Raw genomic sequence first — 17,115 nt, 5'->3', positions numbered from 1 at the left:
GGGGGTGCGGTGTGATGTGTGAGGTATCACGCGTGAGGTGGGGTGGCGGCCGGGTGGGCCGGTCGGCCGAGGCTGGACGGCCCACCCGGGGGCGACGTCAGTTCCTGCGGGCGACGACGCGGTACGCGTTGCACATCCGACCGCGCCGGGCGAGCGGGCGTACGGCGATCCGGTCGAGCACCGTGGCCGCGAGCAGCACCGGAATTCCCGCCAGGAACACGGCAGTTCGCACCGCCCGCCGCAGCCGGCCCGGTGGGTGGGCGAGCCAGGGGGTGTTCTCCGGCGGTGATACATGACCCAGCATCAGCCACACGGCGGCCACCAGGTCGATCGCCTCGTGGGGTTCGGTGTGCTCCTCGGCCACCACGGTGAAGCCGAGCGCCTCCAGCCGCTCCCGCAGATTGGCGACAGGGATGAAGTGGAGGTGCTGGGGCTGGAGCCAGGGCAGCCACCACCGGCCCAGCAGCCGGGAGAGACGGCTCTCGGCGTCGGGCACCTCGATCAGGAGGTGTCCGCCGGCCCGCACCACCTCGCGGGCGGCCCGCAGTTCCCGGTCCGGATCGGCGCTGTGCTCCAGGTAGTGGAACATGCTCACGACGTCGTACCGGCCGGCGAGTTCGGCGGCGAGCGCGGGGAAACTCCCCCGGTAACCGTGTTCGACGCGTTTCTCCCGCTCGGCGATCTCGGCCCCGTCGGTGAAGTCGAGGCCGTCGAACACGGTGTCCGGCAGTGCATCACGTACCGCCGCGCAGAAGTGCCCCTGCCCGGTCCCCACGTCCAGCCACCGCTTCGGCGCCGCGTCGTGCGCGGTCATCGTCCGTGCCCGCCCCAGATACGACGAGTCCCGTCCGTCGAAGAGGTCGCCGAGCTGCTTCTCCCCGAGCCCGTCGTAGAAGTCGCGGTAGTAGAACTCCAGTCCCTCGTCGGTGAGTTGGGGATTCTGGAAGATGTGTCCGCACGGCTCGCACCGGTCGAGGACGAACCGCCCCGGCTTGTGCTGCAACAGGTCGGTGGTGCGCAGCCAGGTGCGCAGCGACTCTCTGCCGCACCAGGGGCAGTCGGTGCGGCGCGGTGCGAAGTACCGCTCCACACCGTCCGCCAGGTCCTTCTGGTACCCCGGCCGGAGCACGGCGATCCGCTGCTCCCGCTCGGCCTTCGCGTCACTCACGGACGACTCCTCTCGGCGAGCTGTTCGAGATGGACGGCTGCGGCGTCCGCACCCCCGGCCGCCCGGAACGCCGCGCCGATCCGCGCGGCCTCCCTCCGGTACGCCGGGTCGTCGAGCACGGCGTCCAGCGCCGCCCCCACCTGCTGGACGCCGGCCCGCCCGAACCGCACCCGCACCCCGGCCCCGGCGGTCACGACCTGTCCGGCGATCAGCGGCTGGTCGTCCCTGATGGGTGCGACGACCAGCGGGACGCCGTGCCAGAGGGCCTCGCACACGGTGTTGTGTCCCGCATGACATACCACTGCGTCGAGACCCTTGGCCAAGAGGGAGACCTGCGGGACGGACGGCACGACGAGGACGTCCGCGTCGGCCCCGCCGCCCAGCACTCCGCCCGGGTCGACCAGCACCGCCTGGAGCCGGCCGGCCCGTGCGCGCACCGCGTCCCGGCACACGCCGAGGAACCGTTCCCCCGCGTCCGTGTTCGCGGTGCCGAGGCTGACGAGGACCGTCGCGCGGTCCGGGTCGAGCCACTCCCACGGGAAGCCCTCGCCGTCGGGCCGTCCGGTGACCGACGGGCCCACCCAGCGCACCCCCGCCACCTCCCCGACGAGTTCGGGTGTGCTGAACCCGATGACCAGATGCGGGGAGAACCGGGGATCAGCGGCCCCGGACACGTCCCCGACGGCCCGCCGCAGCTCGGTCAGCCGGGCCCCGATCCACTCCCGCACCTTCGGCAGCCCCGCCAGCGGGTCCATGAACTCCGCGGAGGTGGTCGCCGAGGTCGCCCACGGCAGCCCGGCGCGCTCTGCGGCCAGGGCGCCCGCGAAGGCCTGCTGGTCGGCGACCACGACATCCGGGCCGAACACCTCCACGGCCCGCTGCACTCCCGGTGCCATCGCCTCCGCCAGCGGCAGCAGAAAACGCTCCCACAAGAATTTCAGGGCCTCCGGGCCTCGGACATCGGGTGGGCGGTGGGAGAGGGCGGTGGCGGCGTGCATGATGTGTGATGTATCGGGCGCACTGGTGGCGCTGTGTGAGGTATCACACCCGAGCACCATCGCGTCCGCCCCCGCCAGCCTCCGCACCAGCTCCCGGTCCGGGCACACCCACGCCACGCGGTGTCCTCGGGCGGCGAGGCGGGCGGCGACGCCGACGGTCGGGTTGACGTGGCCGGTGAGAGGCGGGACGACGAAGAGGAAGCCACTCATCGGGCCGTCACCGCCGAACAGGTCTCGGCGATGAGGGACTGGATGTGCTCGCCGACCACGGCGGGCGCCTCGACGAGGATCGAGTGCTCGTGGCCGGGGAGGATCACTGTCCGGCAGTCGGGCAGCAACTCGGCCAGCCGGGGCGCGAGTTCGACGACGTCCGAGTCGCCTCCGTAGAGGGCGAGGACGGGACAGGGGACGGACGCGATCTGATGATCCGTCAAGGTCCGGCTGGCCGGGATGTCCTGGCCGAGGGAGGTCTCACGGGCCAGCCGGGCGGCGCCCCGTGCGAGGCGTGCCATGTTGTGGCCGCGGTGGGAGGCGATCCAGGTGATGGTGTCGGACTCGTTGTGCGCCAGCTCGTGCACCACCCGCCCCAGGATGCCGCGCAGCTTCGACGACCAGGCGGGCGTGGCCGGTTCGGACTCGATCAGGGTGAGGCTCGCGACCCGACCGGGATGCCGCACGGCGAACCCGAACGCGATCGTCCCGCCGTAGGAGTTGCCGACCAGATGGACGGGGCCGGTGACCTTCAGCCGCTCCAACAGGGCTTCCAGATCACCGATGTTGTGGTCGAGGGTGTAGCCGTCGGGCGGCCGGTCGCTGCGCCCGTGACCCCGTAGGTCGTACATGATCACGTCGAATCCGGCCGCCGCGAACGAGGGCGCGACGGTGAAGTAGTAGCTGGCGAGGCTGTCGGTGAGCAGCCCGTGGACCAGTACGACGGTGGCCCGGGAGGTGCGGCTGCCGCGGGGCCCGATGCGCTGGACGTGCAACCGGAGCGTGCCGGTGTCGACCATCGACATGGCTCAGCTCGCCTCCGCCGCCTTCAGCCCGGTCACGACGTACTCGACGAGCCGTCCGACGGTGAGTTCGATGATCTCCTCCAACTCCATCCCGGCCAGGAACTCGGCGAAGTTGATCCGTTCGCCGTACCGTTCCTGGAGCAGCCCGGCCAGCGTGACGAGGTCGATGCTCTCCAGCTCCAGGTCCCGGTTGAAGGACGTCTCCATGCCTATCTCGGCGTCGCCCGCGCCGTACTCGTCCTCCAGGAGGCGGGCGAGCATGCCGGACACGTCGGCGAGAACGGTTTCCTCGTTCATCGGGCGTCGTACTCCTCTTCGTTCGCGTGTCCCGTCGTCCAGGCCACGACGTACTCCCGCGCCGGCAGGCCCGGCGGGTTGGCGGCCGGTGCGCAGTGCACCGGGTAGGCGCGCTCCAGACGGCCGGAGACGGTCAGCAGGTCGCCGTCCGGGGTGGCGTCGAGGACGGTGAACTCCCGTGGTCTGCCGCCGAGTCCGGTGCCCTCGGCCTTGGCGACCGCCTCCTTCGCCGCCCAGAACCGGGTGAACCACAGGGCGCGGGAGCCCTCCAGCCGCTCCAGCAGGCGCAGTTCGTCCGGACCGAGGGCCACGGACTGCGTCTCCGGGGTGCGCGCGGTGATCTCCTCGATGTCGATCCCCGGCCCCGGACCCGGCCGGTGCGGACGGACGATCGCGGCACCGGCCTCCGCGCAGTGCGCCAACGACACGTCCAGCGCGGGCAGTTCACGTCCGTGCACGCCGACGACGTACGGCCGGCCGAGACCGTCGTTCTCGACACGCAGCTCCGCCGGGAACACCGGCCCCTCGCCGTGCTCCCACAGCCACCGGCGGACCGCGTCCTTCGCCGCGATCCTCCCCAGCAGCCACTGCCGGCGCCCGCGCGGTGCGTGCTCGGCATAGCGTGAACGCTCCACGCCGCCCAGGGAGTTGCGCATGATGAGTTCCCGGGAGGCCAGGTCGGGCCACCGCTCGTGCACCAACGTCCAGCCGCCCGGCCGGAGTTCGGAGAGCGTGTGGCGCTCGGGGAAGCGCTCGACGGGGCGGGTGCGCGGGTCGTTGTCGAAGCGGCGGTCCTGCCAGCCGGAGATCTCCGCCCACACCTCGCCGCCCACGGTCAGCCGGACGTCCGCCTCCAGGAGGGTGTCGGTGAGCGCGGTGACCCTCACCAGGCAGGCGACTCGGGTGCCGGGGGAGGGGTGGGGGCCGTGGAAGCGGATCTCCCGGATGCCGACCGGGAAGACGACCGTGCGCTCGGTGCGGGTGGCCATGATCCAGTAGCCGAGGAGCTGGCCGACGTTGTCGAGAAGGGCGCCGGGGGCCGGCGGGGTGGTGATGACGCCCCGGACGTGGCGGTCGCCGATCGCGGTGAGTTCGGTGACGCCCTGGAACGCGGGCCCGTGGAACATCCAGCGTTCTTCGTAGAGTTGGGCCGCCGTGTGGTCCGGCACGCGCTCCTCGGCGAGGGGGATCCGGGAGGTGGTGGCACGGGGGTGGGCCGGGGCCAGTTCGACGGTCGCGCGGGCTCGGGGGCCGAAGGAGACCGTCAGCCGGTTCGCGGACTCGGGCGTCGTCGTGACCGGGACGTCCACGGCGGGGGTGGCGGTGAGCCACTCCTCGAAACGCGCGTCGTGGACGGCTACCGGCAGGAGGCCGGGGCGGGCCTCGGCGGCCGTGTCCATGATGTGCTGGACGATGGTGGTGGCGGGGACGACCGGCCAACGATCGGCTGTGTCGGGCCAGTTGGGGCGTTGCGGGAAGAAGCAGTGGTCCAGCAGGTAGGGCATGGTTTCGGGGGAGACACGGACCGTGGACTGTCGCGGGGTGGCGGCGGTGCGTGCCGTCATCAAGGCGGTTGCCGTGTCGGCCGTCTCCCGTATGAGCGCGCTGAGTTCGGCGGCGATCGGCATGCGGGCGGCGAGCGCGTCCAGCGGGGCGGACGAGGTGTGCAGGACGGGGCGTGACTCCGGCGGAAGGGAGATCAGCGCACCGCTCAAGTCGAGTCGCACCGGCGGGTGCTGAGAGCGAGCGGCGTGCTTCCGGGCCGGGAGCGCCGGGGCAACTTCCGCACCCGCCGTCCACAACGCCGCTGCCACACGCCTGAGTTGGGGGAGCCCTTCGCGGTGCGGGGAGTTGGCGGCGACAGTGAGGTGGTCCTGGGCGCCCAGGGTGTCGTCCACGAGAGAACCCAGGCGGCCGGGGCCCGCCTGGACGAAGACGCGGTGGCCGGCGTCGTACAGGGCCTGGGTCAACTGCCGGAAGCGGACCGGCTCCAGGAGGTGGCGGATGAACAACGCCCGGACGTCCGCCGGGGCGTCGGGGAAGGGGGCGGCCGTCGTACCGGACCAGAGGGGGATCGTCGGCGGGCGCAGGCGGAAGCGGCTCGCGGCCTGTGCGATGGGAGCCAGATGAGGGCGGAGCATCGGGGTGTGGAAGCCTGAACGGAACGGCAGGACCTGGCTGATGACGCCTCGGGCGCGGAAGGCGCGCACGAACTCCTCGACCACCGCGTCCGGTCCGCACACCATCGACTGGCCGGGCGCGTTGTCGTGCGAGAGGACGACGTCAGTGCGGCCCAACTCCTCCAGCGCGTCCAGGACTTGATCCGCCGGAGCGCCGATCGCCCCGAACACCAGGCCCGGGACAGAGAGCGACGCGGGGTCGAACTCGGCCATGAACGCGTCGACTTCGCCCCCGTCGTACAGTCCCGACGCGACCATCGCCGTCCACTCGCCGACGCTGTGCCCGGCGACGGCGTCCGGGACGATCCGGCTGCGGCGCAGTGCCGTGTCCAAGAGGCGGCCCACGGCGACGACGTCGAAACCGTGCCGGCCCACGTCGTCCACCTGGGCACCGGGTGCGGACAGGGCCGGGAGGCCGAAGTGGGCCGCGATGTCGTCGACGTGAGGGGTGAAGTCGACTTCCAGGCCCGGGAAGAGGAACGCCAGCTTTCCCGTCGCCGGATCGTCCTTGTCCAGCAGAGGGGTCGGGCGGAGCCACACGTCGCTCCGGCCGCTCCAGGGGCGGGACTTGGCCGCCGCGCGGCGGGCCAGGGCGAGGCGTTTGGCGGTGGGGCCGAAGACGGCCAGCCGGGTGGGGCCCGCTGTGGGATGGGGGTGGGTGGGGTCGAGGCCGGTGGCGCGGAGGGTGGTGTCGTCGGTGTCCAGGAGTGCGGCGAGGGCGGTGGGGGAGTCGGCGGCCAGGAGGAGGATCTGCTCGTTCTCGGCGACCTCGGCGCGACCGGCGGGCTCCGTACGGCCGACGGCCGGTATGTCACGCGTGATGTATGACATACCGACTTCGCCACGACCGCCGGTGGGTATGTCATGCGTGATGTGTGACATACCGGTCGCGGCACCGGCGTCGATGGATGTGTCACGCGTGATGTGTGACATACCACCGCCCTCCCCGCCCGGCACCCGCCCACGCCCCGCCCGCCCCCGCCCCGCAGGTGCCTGCTCCAGCACCACATGCGCGTTGATCCCCCCGAACCCGAACGCGTTCACCGCGGCCCGCCGCACGTCCCCCTCCCACGGCTCCGCCTTCTCCAGCGGCCTGAACCGGGTTCGTGCCAGCGCGGGATGCGGATCGTCACAGTGCAACGTCGGCAGCAGCACACCGTGATGGACGGCCAGCGCGGCCTTCACCAGAGCAGGCCGGCGCGGCGCCCGCCTGCTGTGCCTGACACTCGGCCCGGCGGCCGTGACCCGCGCTCTGCCCGCCCGCACCCCCAGCACCTCCGCCGACTCCCGCACGGCCAAAGCCTCCACCGGCCCCCTCGGCCACCGCGACGCCCACAACTCCCGCAAGGACCACCCATGATCACCGTCCCCGGCGTCGGCGCCGTCCACCACGTCGCCTACACCGTCCCCGACCTCGACCGGGCCGTGGCCTTCTTCACCGACGCGCTCGGCGCCGAACTCGCCTACCTCACCGGCCCGGTCGAGGACCCGGCGGGCCTGTGGATGCTCCGCCAGCTCGGCGTCCACCGCGACGCCGTCGCGCACATCGCGATGCTGCGCCTCGGCCCGGTCACCAACATCGAGCTGTTCGAGTACGCCTCCCCCGACCAACGCCGCGTCTATCCGCGCAACAGCGACTGGGGCGGCCACCATCTCGCCCTGGCCACCGAGGACTTGGACGCCTCGATGGACCATCTCACCGCGTACGAAGGGGTGGTGGCCCTCGGTGAACCGCAGACTGTCACCGACGGCCCCATCGCCGGTGTCCGGTTCATCTACCTGCGCACCCCCTTCGGCCTCCACCTCGAACTCTCCGAGGTCCCCGAGCGACTCCCCTTCCACGCCGACACACCCGTCCGCCTCTACGATCCGCCGAGGGCCGTGGCATGACCGGCATCTGGGGTCCCGGCTCACCACCGGTCGTCACGCAGGAGCAGGAGGTGTACGACGCGGACGTCCTCGTCCTCGGCTCAGGTGCGGGCGGCGCCACCACCGCGTGGGCGCTGGCCTCGACGGGGGCGCGCGTCCTCGTCGTCGAGCGGGGCGACTTCCTGCCCCGTGAGCCCGAGAACTGGTCCCCCGAGGCCGTGTTCGTCGGCAACCGCTACCACAACACGGGTTCCTGGCACACGGCCGAGGGGCGCCCCTTCACCTCGGGCGGCTTCTACGGCGTCGGCGGCACCACCAAGGTGTACGGTGCCGCCCTCCCCCGGCTGCGCGCGAGCGACTTCCGGGCCGTCGAGCACCTTCAAGGCACCTCCCCCGCCTGGCCGTTCACCTACGGCGACCTGGAGCCGTACTACACGGAGGCCGAGCGCCTCTACCGGGTCCACGGCGCCGACGGCACCGACCCGAGCGGCCCGCCGCGCAGCGGCCCCTACCCGTGGCCGCCGGTGCCGCACGAACCGGTCATCGCCGAACTCGCCGACCGGCTCACGGCACAGGGGCTGCACCCCTACCCCGTCGAACTCGGCGTCGACCTGACGCCCGAGGGGACGTGTGAACGATGTGGCACATGTGACGCCTTCCCGTGCCGGGTCGGCGCGAAGAGCGACGCCGAGACCCGGGCCCTGCGTCCCGCGCTGCGCACCCCGACGGTGCGTCTCCTCACCCGCACCCGTGCCGTGCGGGTGCGAACGGACCCCGACGGGCGGCGGGTGACGTCGGTCGACGCGGTCCGGGACGGGCGGGCGGTGCGGCTGCGGGCCGGGACCGTGGTCGTGTCCTGCGGCGCCATCAACTCGGCCGTCCTGCTGCTGCGTTCGGGCGGCGCCGCGCATCCCGACGGACTCGGGAACGGCAGCGGGCTCGTGGGCCGCAACCTCATGCTGCACAACAACTCCGTGCTGATGGCGGTCGATCCGCGCCGCCGCAACCCGGTCACCTTCCAGAAGACGCTCGCCGTCAACGACTTCTACCTGCCGGACGGACCGCAGGGCGGACACCCGCTGGGTAACCTCCAGTTGATGGGCAAGGTGTACGGACCGACCCTCGCCGCCGCCCATCCCCGGCTGCCCCGGCGCCTGTTGGGAGCGCTGGCCTCGCGCAGCGTCGACTGGTGGGTGATGTCGGAGGACCTCCCCGACCCGGACAACCGCGTCCTGCCCGGCCCCGGGCCCGACGACGTGACCGTCCGATGGCACCCCACCAACACCCGCACCCACCGCAGGCTCGTCCGCGCCGCCACCACGATGATGCGCGGGGCCGGCTATCCCCTCGTGTTCTCCCGGCGGTTGGGCGTCGAGGCGACCGGGCACCAGTGCGGCACGACCGTCGCCGGGACCGATCCCGCACGGTCCGTCCTCGACCCGTACTGCCGCAGTCACGAGGTGGGGAACCTGTTCGTCGTGGACGGCGGCTTCTTCCCGTCGTCGGCGGCCGTCAACCCGACCCTCACGATCGCGGCGCAGGCACTGCGGGTGGTGCGGGAGGGCGGGGTGCTGCCGTGAGGGGGCGGGGTGTGAGGTGTGAGGTATCACGTACCGCACATCACACCCGCAGCACCCGCGCCGCGACACATGACGCATGACACGTGACACCGCACACCGCACACCGCACACCGCAGCACACGACACGTGATACCTCACACCTCCCCAAACCACCCACCACCCCACGGAGCCCCCATGCACACCGCCACCGCCGCCGTGGTCCGTTCTCGCGGCGCCCCCTTCGCCCTGGAGGAGATCCACGTCGACGAGCCCCGCCCCGACGAGGTCCTCGTCCGGGTCCAGGCCGCCGGGATCTGTCACACCGACCTGAGTGTCCGCGCCGGTCACACCCCCTTCCCCGTCCCGGCGGTGCTGGGTCACGAGGGGGCAGGGGTCGTCGAGGCGGTCGGGTCGGGGGTCACCTCGGTGGTGCCCGGGGACACCGTCGTCATGAGTTTCGCGTCCTGCGGCGGCTGCCCCGCGTGTCTGACCGGGCGGCCGGTGCGGTGTGCGCACTGGCCCGCGCTGAACCTGTTCGGCGGGAGCCGACTTGACGGCAGCGCGACGGTGTCCGGGACGGGCCGGCACGTCGGGGAGGTGCTGCACGGCCACTTCTTCGGGCAGTCGTCGTTCGCGACGCTCGCGCTGACCGGTGAGCGGGGTGTCGTCCCCGTGCCGGCCGGGCTGCCGCCGGAGGTGCTGGCGCCGCTGGGGTGCGGGGTGCAGACCGGGGCGGGGTCGGTGCTGAACGTGCTGCGGCCCGAGGCGGGACACACGCTGGTCGTGTACGGCGTGGGGTCGGTGGGGCTGGCCGCGGTGATGGCGGCGCGGCTGACGGCGGCGACGCGGGTGATCGCCGTCGATCCGGACCCCCGTCGGCTGGCGCTCGCGCGGCGGCTCGGGGCGACCGACACCGTGAACCCGGACGAGGACGATCCGCTGGACGCCGTCCGGGATCTGACGGGTGGGCGTGGTGCCGAGCGGGCGCTGGAGACGAGCGGGGTGCCGAGGGTGCTGCGGCAGGCGGTGGACGGGCTCGCGGTGGGCGGGGTGTGCGGGGTGGTGGGGGCGCCGCCGGCCGGGACGGAGGCGGCGTTCGACGTGCCGGGGATGCTGGACCGGGGGCCTCGGGTGGTGGGGGTGAATCAGGGGGACGTGGTGCCCCGGGTGTTCGTGCCGGCGCTGGTGGAGCTGTATCTGGCGGGGCGGTTGCCGGTTGACGCGATCGTGTCGGTGTTCCCGTTCGAGGGGATCGAGGAGGCGGGGGCGGCGGCGGTGCGGGGGGAGGCGGTGAAGGCGGTGCTGGTGATGCCGTGAGGGGCGGGGAGGGGGTGGTACATCACACGCCACACATCACGCCTCACACAGCACGCGCCACACATCACGCCCGACACCTCACACCTCACGCATCACACGCCACACATCACACCCCACCCCCACTCCCGCACCGTCACCCTCCCCTCCCGATCCCCCAATACATGAAACGTGATGAACCACCATAAAATATGCCAAACCCTCCCCACCAGGCGTACCTTTCCCATGTGAACGACGATCCTCCCTCCCTCCCGGACCGGTCCGTCCTACGGGCGCTTGTCGTCGAGGACCACCCCCTCTTCCGCAGCGGGCTGAGGTCGGCGCTGGAGAGTCTCGGCGAGGTGGTGGTCGTGGCGGAGACGGTGGCGCAGGTGTCGGGGGCGGTGTCCGCGCACCTCCCGGACGTCGTGATCATGGACCTGGGGCTGCCCGACGGCTCCGGCATCTCCGCGATCCGGACGCTGGCCGAGGAGCACCCGGGGCTGCCGGTGCTCACCCTCACCATGTCCGACGACGAGGGCGACCTCCTCGCCGCCCTCCAGGCCGGCGCGCGCGGCTACATCGTCAAGGGTGCCCCCGCCGAGGAGGTCCTGCACGCGGTGCAGACCGTCGCGGCGGGCGGCGCGGTGTTCGGGGCCGGGGTCGCCGCCCGGCTCGGTTCGCTGGTCGCGGGCAGCCGCCGCAGGGACGCCGAGCAGCTCTTCCCCGCGCTGACGGCCCGCGAGTGCGAGGTCCTCGCGCTGATCGCGCGCGGGTTCGACAACCGCCGGATCGCCCGGGAGCTGGTCCTCTCCGAGAAGACCGTCCGCAATCACGTCACCCACATCTTCGAGAAGCTCCACGTCGCCACCCGCGCGGAGGCCGTCGCCCGCGCGCGGGACGCCGGGCTCGGCGAGGAGCGGTAGCGGTAGCGGTTCGGGACCGGTGCCTCATGCGTCCGGGACAGCGGGTGCGCGAGGCTGGTCGGATCCGGTCGGCGACGGCGAGGAGTGGGCATGGGCGCGAGCGGCACGAAGGTTCCCGGGACAGGGCGCGAGCTGCTTCCGGCGTACCTGGTGTGCGCGGTCGCGGCGCTGACGGGGGTGGCGTGGATGATGGTGGCGCTCGCCCACATCGACCGCGTCACCGGGTTCCCGGAGTTCCACCTCGCGGCTCAGGGCATGCTGCTGACCGTCGGTTTCGCGCTGTCCGGGATGGTGTTCGTCGCCCGTGGTCCGGGGGGCGTCTTCGGCTGGTTCCTGTTGTCCACGAGCGCGACCGGGATGCTGTTCTACGTCCTCCAGCTGATGATTCTCCTGGGTTATGCGCCGAGGGCGCTGAGCGGGCTCACGTTCGTCAGCGGGATGCTCTATTTCGTCCTGTTCCTGATGCTCCTGTACACGCAGCCCCTGTGGCTGCCCACGGGCCGGCTGGGCAACCGGTGGGCGCGCGGGTACGTCGGGGTCCTGCTGGTGGTGGCGATCGCCCAGCTGGGCTATCGGTGGAGCCAGGAGATCGACGCGCGGATGAGCGTCGTCAATCCGCTGACGCGGGGCGGGTGGGCCGACTTCTGGCGCTGGACCTCGCCGGTCACCCGGTGGGTCGACGACAACGCCACCAACGTGCTGCTGGGTGCCGCGCTGCTGCTGATGGCCGTCCGCATGGTCGTGTCCCGGGAGTACCGGCGGGCGACGTACTGGGTGAACATGCCGTACGCGGCGTGGTGTGCCCGCATTCTGCTCAGTGAGGTCGTTCCCGAGCCGCTGGAGAAGGTGCTCGCGTACGGGGCGTCCGTGCTGTGGCCGATCGCGCTGTGCTGCGTCCACGCACGCGCGCGTACCTGGGCGCTCGACCGGGCGGCCCGGCGGATGCTGACGGCGCTGCTGCTGACGCTGCTGGTCCTGGCCGGATGCACGGTGGCGGTGCTCCTGCTGCTGGGCCTCGGCCCTCGTCACGAGAACTTCGCGGGGCTCCTTCCGGCACTGGCTCTGGGTCTGCTGCTCGGGCTGCTGCTGCGGCCGGCCGCGCGGTGGGCGGCGCGGCTGTCGGACCGCTGGTTCTACGGTTCGCGCGCACAGCCCTACCAGGTGGTGAGGGGTCTCGCGAAGGCGTTGAGCCGGGCCGTCGACCCCGGGGAGACGCCTCAGCTGCTGGCGGGGGCGGTCGTCCACACGCTGGGCCTGCCGTCCGCGTCGGTCGTCGTGGACAGCCGGGAGGGGCCGCGCGAGCTGGTGCGGGTGGGGAGTCCGGGGCCGCGGTCGGAGCGGTTCCCGATCCTCTACCAGGGCGAGGAGACGGGTCGTCTCGACGTGTCGCCGAGACCCGGTGAGCTGGCGCTCGACCCGCAGGACCGGGAGGCGGTGCAGGTGCTGGCGCAGCAGGCGGGACCGGCGCTGGCCTCGCTGCGGCTGTTCGAGGATCTCAAGAGCAGCCGGGAGCGGATCGTCCACACGCGCGAGGAGGAGCGGCGGCGGCTGCGGCACGAGCTGCACGACGGGCTGGGTCCGGCCCTGTCGGGGCTGCGGCTCCAGGTCGACGCGGTACGGCGGGGTGCGGCACCGCAGGTCGCCCGGCCGCTGTCCGGGGTGTCCGACGGGATCGGGTACGCGATCCGCGAGCTGCGGCACATCACGGACGGGCTGGCGCCGGCCGCGCTGGACGGGGCGGATCTCGCGCGGGCGCTGCGGCAGCTCGCGGAGCGGCTCAGCAGCCGCAGTCTGCGGATCTCGGTGGGGGTGGAGCCTGACCCGCTGCCCGCGTTGCCGGCGGCGCTGGAGGTGGCGGTGTATCGGATCGCGTCCGAGGCGCTCAACAACGTGGTGCGGCACTCGCACGCGGACCGCGCGCGGGCGCTCGTCACGGTCACGGAGGGGAAGGTCGGCCTGCGGATCACGGACAACGGGGACGGTTTCCCCAGTCATGAGCACTGCACGGGGGTGGGGTTGCGCTCCATGGCGGAGCGTTCGGAGGAGTTGGGCGGCGCGTTCGCGCTGACCAGCGACGGAGCCGGGACGGTCGTGCGGGCCGCGTTCCCGGCGGAGCCCGGGACCACGTCGGGACACCGGCCCCATGCGGCCGGGACGGCGGGTGCCGAAGACTCGTGAGCGATCACGAGCCCGCGTGAGCGGGGTCGAAGGGAGAAGGACATGACCGAGAACCGGCACCGCGACGGGGAGAACTCGTCCGGCCCCGCGCTCTTCCTGCTGCACATCGCCGCCCGTCTGCACCTTCCGGGTGCGAAAGCCCGGCACGCCGACCGTTGCAAGGCGCCGTGCGGGGTCAAGAAGTAGCCGTACACCAGGGCCACCCCGTGAACTTTCACGGGGTGGCCCTTCGGTGCGCGCTCACGCCGCCGTGTACCCCAGCTGCTTGCGCATGTACGGCGTCATCAGAGTCCGCGCCTTGGCGACGGTCGTGGTCCGGCTGCCGAGGACGGCGCTCTCTCCGCCGGGGACAGGGACGAGGGTGAGGCCGTCGGCGCCGCCGAAGGGGACGATGAGGGGGCTGCGGTGGGCGGAGCGGTAGAGGCGGGGTTCCTTGCGGTGGCGGTCGGGGGCGGCGAGGTGGGTGCGGATGTTGTGGGCGGCGACGTCCGCCTGGGTGATGGCGGTGTGGGTGATCTTCTGGTGGGCCGCGTCGTTGACGTCGCCGACGGCGAAGACGTCGCGCAGTCCGGTGACCCTGAGCGCGCGGTCGACCTTGACGTGCCCGGCGTGGTCGAGCCAGTCGCCGTGGCCGGCGAGGCGCAGCCAGAGGGTGTTGGGGGTGATGCCGGTGGCCCAGAAGCAGGCGTCGGCCTCGACAGTACCGCCCCGGCCGTCCTTGTAGACGCCGAAATCGTTCCCGGGGGACATGAAGGAGCCGAGGCGGACGTCGACGTCGTGGGCCTCCAGCCAGGCGCGCGCCCGGCGGCCGGCCCAGGTGCTGCCGGTGGAGCTGAGGAGCGTGTCGCCCGCGTGGGCGAGCGTCACGCGCGTGTGGGGGTGCGCGAGGCGGATCTCGGCGGCGAGTTCGACGCCGGAGGGGCCGCCGCCGGCGACCAGGACGTGGTCCGCCGAGGCGATCTTCTGCTGGTGGGCGGTGAACCCCTTGGTGGCCTCGTCGACGGTGGTCCCGGTGAACCGCGCGGGCTCGGGGTAGTCGGCGCCGGTGGCGACGACCAGTGCGTCGTAGGGGATGCGTTCGCCGGTGGCGAGGACGACGTGCCGGGCGGCGGTGTCGATGCGCAGGGCCTTGCCGACGACGATCCGGCCGTGGGTGAGGAGCCGGTCGTAGGGGATGAAGGGGGTCGCGGTCCAGTCGGGCTGGACGCCCGCGCGCAGGGAGGCGATCCGGTGGAAGAAGACCTCCTTGCGGTCCACCAGGGTGACCCGCGAGGTGGCGTCCAGCCGCTTGGCCAGCCGGACTCCGGCGTAGCCGCCGCCGATCACCACTACGTCGCCGTCGCGCACGGCTGTCTCCTGTACCTGTGGGGGTGCAACACGCGAGCGCCTCGGCGTGGGGGCCGTCGTCGGCCGCTCTGCTTGACCGCGAGCGTAGCTTTTGGAATCTAAAGAAACGGTGAGAGCGGGTGCGTATCCCGTGAATCCACGGGGCGCTCTCAGGGGCCGGCGGGGCGGTCGCCGTCGAGCCGGTCGAGCCAGGCTCCGAGGAGCTGTTCGAGGACGGCCGCCTCGGCGGGGGTCATCAGGTCGAGGAGCTTGCGTTCGTTGCGCATGTGGTCGGTGAAGGCCCGGTCGATCAGCTCGCGTCCGGGGCGGGTCAGTGCGACGATGCGCCCGCGCTGGTCGTCGGCGGCCCGCCGCCGGGTGACGAGCCCGGCCCGCTCCAGCCGGTCGATCCGCTTGGTCATCGCGCCGGTGGTGACCATGGTGTGCGCGGCGAGTTCCCCGGGCGCCCGCTCGTACGGCTCTCCCGCGCGCCGCAGCGCGCACAGCACGTCGAACTCGCCCTCCCCGAGGCCGTACCGCTCGTAGACCAGGCCCAGTTCGCCGGTCAGCCGGCCCGCGAGGGTGTGCAGCCGTCCGATGACGCCCTGCGGCGAGACGTCGAGGTCGGGCCGCTCGCGTCTCCAGTCCGCCTGGATGCGGGCGACGCGGTCCCGGGGCCGGTGCTCCGGGGTTCCCGCTTCTTCGGTCCGCCACTCTTCCGAGGGAATGTCCTCACGCATGCTTCCAGCATACCTTCCCAGGAAGGTATATTCCTTCCATGGAAGCTAATGTCCGCTGGACCGTCCTCACCGCGCTCGCGCCGGTGGCCTGGGGCGCCAACTACTTCGTGACGCACGAGTACCTCCCACCCGACTCCCCGCTGTACGGCGCGGCCCTGCGCGCCGTGCCCGCCGGCCTCGCCCTCCTGGCCCTGCGCCCGAAGCTGCCGCGCGGCGTCTGGTGGGGGCGCTCCGCCGTCCTCGGCCTGCTGAACGCGAGCGTGTTCTTCGTCCTCGTGTACGTCGCCTCCCAACTGCTGCCGACGAGCGTGGCGTCGACGGTGATGGCGGTGTCCCCGCTGACGATGATGCTGATCGCGTGGGCCCTGGTCGCCGAGCGCCCCCGGGCCGCGCACCTCGCGGGCGCCGGGGTGGGGCTCGCCGGGGTCTGCCTGATGCTCTTCACCGGCGCGCACGGCACGAGCGTGGCGGGCGTCCTCGCGGCGGTGGCGGCGATGCTGGTGTCGTCGTTCGGGCACATCCTGACCAAGCACTGGGGTTCCGGTGTCGACGTCCTCTCGGTGACCGCCTGGCAGCTCACCGCGGGCGGCCTGTTCCTGCTCCCGGTCGCCGCCGTCGTCGAGGGCGCTCCGCCCGCGCTCTCCGGCCCGGCGCTCCTCGCGGTCGGCTACACGTCCCTGATAGCCACGGCCCTGGCGTTCGCCGTCTGGTTCGCGGGACTGCGGCACCTGCCCTCGGGGACGGTGGGCCTGATCGGGCTGCTCAATCCGGTGACGGGGGTGCTGCTGGGGACGGCTGTCGCGGGGGACAGCCTGAGCGGCCGGCAGCTCGGCGGGCTGGTGCTGGTGCTGGCGGGTGTGGTGCTGGGGCGGCCCTCCCGGGCGCCGGTCACCCGCCCGGGTGCCGTTCCGTCAGAGTCGCGGGAAACGGCCCGTCGGGGTGGATCGTGATGTCGAACGCCGGCTCGGGCCGCCTCCCTTCGAGGGTGAAGTCGAAGGCGGGCAGGAGGGCTTCGGCGAGCAGGGTCATCTCCTGGAGGGTGAACTGCGCGCCCAGGCAGGTGCGCGGACCGAGGCCGAGGGGGTAGTAGGCGCCGAGGGCCGGGCGGGGAGCCGGCTCATGGAAGCGCCGGGGCAGGAACCGTTCGGGGTCGGGCCACAGGAGGGGGTCACGGTGGGTGAGGTAGGCGCAGAGCGCGACGGTCGTGCCGGCCGGGACGCGGTGGCCGAGGAGGTCGTCGTCCTCGGTGGCGTCGCGGAACAGCAGGAGGGCCGCCGGGTAGAGCCGGAGCGTCTCGCTGATCAGCGCCCGGATCGCGGCCGTCCGCTCGGGTGAACCGGCGGGCCCCTGGGCGAGCGCCCAGTCCCTGCACTCGGGGTGGTCGTGCAGGAGGAGCAGGAGCCAGCTGAGGGTGGCGGCGGTGGTCTCGTAGCCGGCGACGAGGAGGGTGACGAAGTTGTCGCGCACCAACCGCCCGTCGGGGTCGGGGAGTTCGACGCCGTCGAGCAGGGCGTCGAGGATGCCGGGCCCGTCGTGGGCGCGGGCGGCGGCGACGGCGCGCAGGG

The 17,115-nt window shown here is 72.7% G+C and carries 15 protein-coding genes; 7 read left to right on the top strand and 8 right to left on the bottom strand.

Going from position 1 to position 17,115, the window contains the following annotated elements; genetic code table 11:
- Positions 1 to 97 precede the first annotated feature (97 nt).
- Genes ACVNF4_RS07160 through ACVNF4_RS07140 form a run of 5 tightly spaced genes read right to left on the bottom strand, consistent with a single transcriptional unit; the run spans position 98 to position 6,967 of the window.
- On the bottom strand, positions 98 to 1,168 hold the full coding sequence (locus ACVNF4_RS07160) for a class I SAM-dependent methyltransferase (RefSeq protein WP_461801831.1): 1,071 nt from the start codon (positions 1,166 to 1,168) through the stop codon (positions 98 to 100).
- Positions 1,165 to 2,376, bottom strand: a complete 1,212-nt coding sequence (locus ACVNF4_RS07155) for a glycosyltransferase (RefSeq protein ID WP_461801830.1) — start codon at positions 2,374 to 2,376, stop codon at positions 1,165 to 1,167. Before ACVNF4_RS07155 ends, ACVNF4_RS07160 begins: the two co-directional genes overlap by 4 nt.
- A complete protein-coding gene (locus ACVNF4_RS07150) occupies positions 2,373 to 3,182 on the bottom strand; it encodes an alpha/beta fold hydrolase (protein ID WP_461801829.1) in 810 nt (269 codons plus the stop codon). The genes ACVNF4_RS07155 and ACVNF4_RS07150 overlap by 4 nt, the downstream gene beginning before the upstream one ends.
- A 3-nt stretch (positions 3,183 to 3,185) precedes the next feature.
- Positions 3,186 to 3,479, bottom strand: coding sequence for an acyl carrier protein (locus ACVNF4_RS07145; RefSeq protein ID WP_461801828.1), 294 nt, complete (start codon positions 3,477 to 3,479; stop codon positions 3,186 to 3,188).
- Positions 3,476 to 6,967 carry an acyltransferase domain-containing protein gene (locus ACVNF4_RS07140; protein WP_461801827.1) on the bottom strand — a complete coding sequence of 1,164 codons (3,492 nt, stop codon included), beginning with the start codon at positions 6,965 to 6,967 and terminating at the stop codon, positions 3,476 to 3,478. The genes ACVNF4_RS07145 and ACVNF4_RS07140 overlap by 4 nt, the downstream gene beginning before the upstream one ends.
- Positions 6,968 to 7,015: 48 nt before the next feature.
- On the opposite strand from ACVNF4_RS07140, the gene ACVNF4_RS07135 reads away from it, so the two are divergent.
- From ACVNF4_RS07135 to ACVNF4_RS07110, 6 genes are all read left to right on the top strand, one after another.
- Positions 7,016 to 7,549 carry a VOC family protein gene (locus ACVNF4_RS07135; RefSeq protein ID WP_461801826.1) on the top strand — a complete coding sequence of 178 codons (534 nt, stop codon included), beginning with the start codon at positions 7,016 to 7,018 and terminating at the stop codon, positions 7,547 to 7,549.
- Entirely contained in the window at positions 7,546 to 9,108 is a 1,563-nt protein-coding gene (locus ACVNF4_RS07130) for a GMC family oxidoreductase (protein WP_461801825.1), read from the top strand. Before ACVNF4_RS07135 ends, ACVNF4_RS07130 begins: the two co-directional genes overlap by 4 nt.
- A gap of 174 nt (positions 9,109 to 9,282) precedes the next feature.
- Complete coding sequence (locus tag ACVNF4_RS07125; RefSeq protein ID WP_461801824.1) at positions 9,283 to 10,404, top strand: NAD(P)-dependent alcohol dehydrogenase; 1,122 nt, start codon at positions 9,283 to 9,285, stop codon at positions 10,402 to 10,404.
- A gap of 224 nt (positions 10,405 to 10,628) precedes the next feature.
- Positions 10,629 to 11,306 (top strand): response regulator transcription factor, encoded by a 678-nt coding sequence (locus ACVNF4_RS07120; protein ID WP_461801823.1) that lies wholly within the window; start codon positions 10,629 to 10,631, stop codon positions 11,304 to 11,306.
- A gap of 90 nt (positions 11,307 to 11,396) precedes the next feature.
- Positions 11,397 to 13,484 carry a sensor histidine kinase gene (locus ACVNF4_RS07115; RefSeq protein WP_461801822.1) on the top strand — a complete coding sequence of 696 codons (2,088 nt, stop codon included), beginning with the start codon at positions 11,397 to 11,399 and terminating at the stop codon, positions 13,482 to 13,484.
- A gap of 42 nt (positions 13,485 to 13,526) precedes the next feature.
- The gene (locus ACVNF4_RS07110; protein ID WP_461801821.1) at positions 13,527 to 13,670 is read left to right on the top strand and encodes a hypothetical protein; all 144 of its coding nucleotides are present in this window, start codon (positions 13,527 to 13,529) and stop codon (positions 13,668 to 13,670) included.
- 54 nt (positions 13,671 to 13,724) lie between these two features.
- Here the strand turns inward: ACVNF4_RS07110 and ACVNF4_RS07105 are convergent, their stop codons facing one another.
- Entirely contained in the window at positions 13,725 to 14,831 is a 1,107-nt protein-coding gene (locus tag ACVNF4_RS07105) for an NAD(P)/FAD-dependent oxidoreductase (RefSeq protein WP_461801820.1), read from the bottom strand.
- Between the two features lie 149 nt (positions 14,832 to 14,980).
- On the bottom strand, positions 14,981 to 15,550 hold the full coding sequence (locus ACVNF4_RS07100) for a MarR family winged helix-turn-helix transcriptional regulator (RefSeq protein WP_461801819.1): 570 nt from the start codon (positions 15,548 to 15,550) through the stop codon (positions 14,981 to 14,983).
- A gap of 38 nt (positions 15,551 to 15,588) precedes the next feature.
- Here ACVNF4_RS07100 and ACVNF4_RS07095 point away from each other — a divergent pair, with 38 nt between their 5' ends.
- A complete protein-coding gene (locus ACVNF4_RS07095) occupies positions 15,589 to 16,500 on the top strand; it encodes an EamA family transporter (RefSeq protein ID WP_461801818.1) in 912 nt (303 codons plus the stop codon).
- On the opposite strand, the gene ACVNF4_RS07090 is transcribed toward ACVNF4_RS07095, so the two are convergent.
- On the bottom strand, positions 16,439 to 17,115 hold a 677-nt coding region (locus ACVNF4_RS07090; RefSeq protein ID WP_461801817.1), incomplete at its 5' end, for a cytochrome P450. The genes ACVNF4_RS07095 and ACVNF4_RS07090 overlap by 62 nt on opposite strands.

It is taken from the genome of Streptomyces sp. S6, from assembly GCF_054880855.1.
The sequence above is the reverse complement of the archived record's forward strand: the minus strand, read 5'-3'. Positions and strand labels throughout refer to the sequence as shown.

Excerpts from the sequence above, each read along its gene's own strand:
- ACVNF4_RS07155 (WP_461801830.1), bottom strand. The coding sequence starts at position 2,376 with ATGAGTGGCTTCCTCTTCGTCGTCCCGCCTCTCACCGGCCACGTCAAC.
- ACVNF4_RS07150 (WP_461801829.1), bottom strand. The coding sequence starts at position 3,182 with ATGTCGATGGTCGACACCGGCACGCTCCGGTTGCACGTCCAGCGCATC.
- ACVNF4_RS07145 (WP_461801828.1), bottom strand. The coding sequence starts at position 3,479 with ATGAACGAGGAAACCGTTCTCGCCGACGTGTCCGGCATGCTCGCCCGC.
- ACVNF4_RS07135 (WP_461801826.1), top strand. The coding sequence starts at position 7,016 with ATGATCACCGTCCCCGGCGTCGGCGCCGTCCACCACGTCGCCTACACC.
- ACVNF4_RS07130 (WP_461801825.1), top strand. The coding sequence starts at position 7,546 with ATGACCGGCATCTGGGGTCCCGGCTCACCACCGGTCGTCACGCAGGAG.
- ACVNF4_RS07125 (WP_461801824.1), top strand. The coding sequence starts at position 9,283 with ATGCACACCGCCACCGCCGCCGTGGTCCGTTCTCGCGGCGCCCCCTTC.
- ACVNF4_RS07115 (WP_461801822.1), top strand. The coding sequence starts at position 11,397 with ATGGGCGCGAGCGGCACGAAGGTTCCCGGGACAGGGCGCGAGCTGCTT.
- ACVNF4_RS07110 (WP_461801821.1), top strand. The coding sequence starts at position 13,527 with ATGACCGAGAACCGGCACCGCGACGGGGAGAACTCGTCCGGCCCCGCG.
- ACVNF4_RS07100 (WP_461801819.1), bottom strand. The coding sequence starts at position 15,550 with ATGCGTGAGGACATTCCCTCGGAAGAGTGGCGGACCGAAGAAGCGGGA.
- ACVNF4_RS07095 (WP_461801818.1), top strand. The coding sequence starts at position 15,589 with ATGGAAGCTAATGTCCGCTGGACCGTCCTCACCGCGCTCGCGCCGGTG.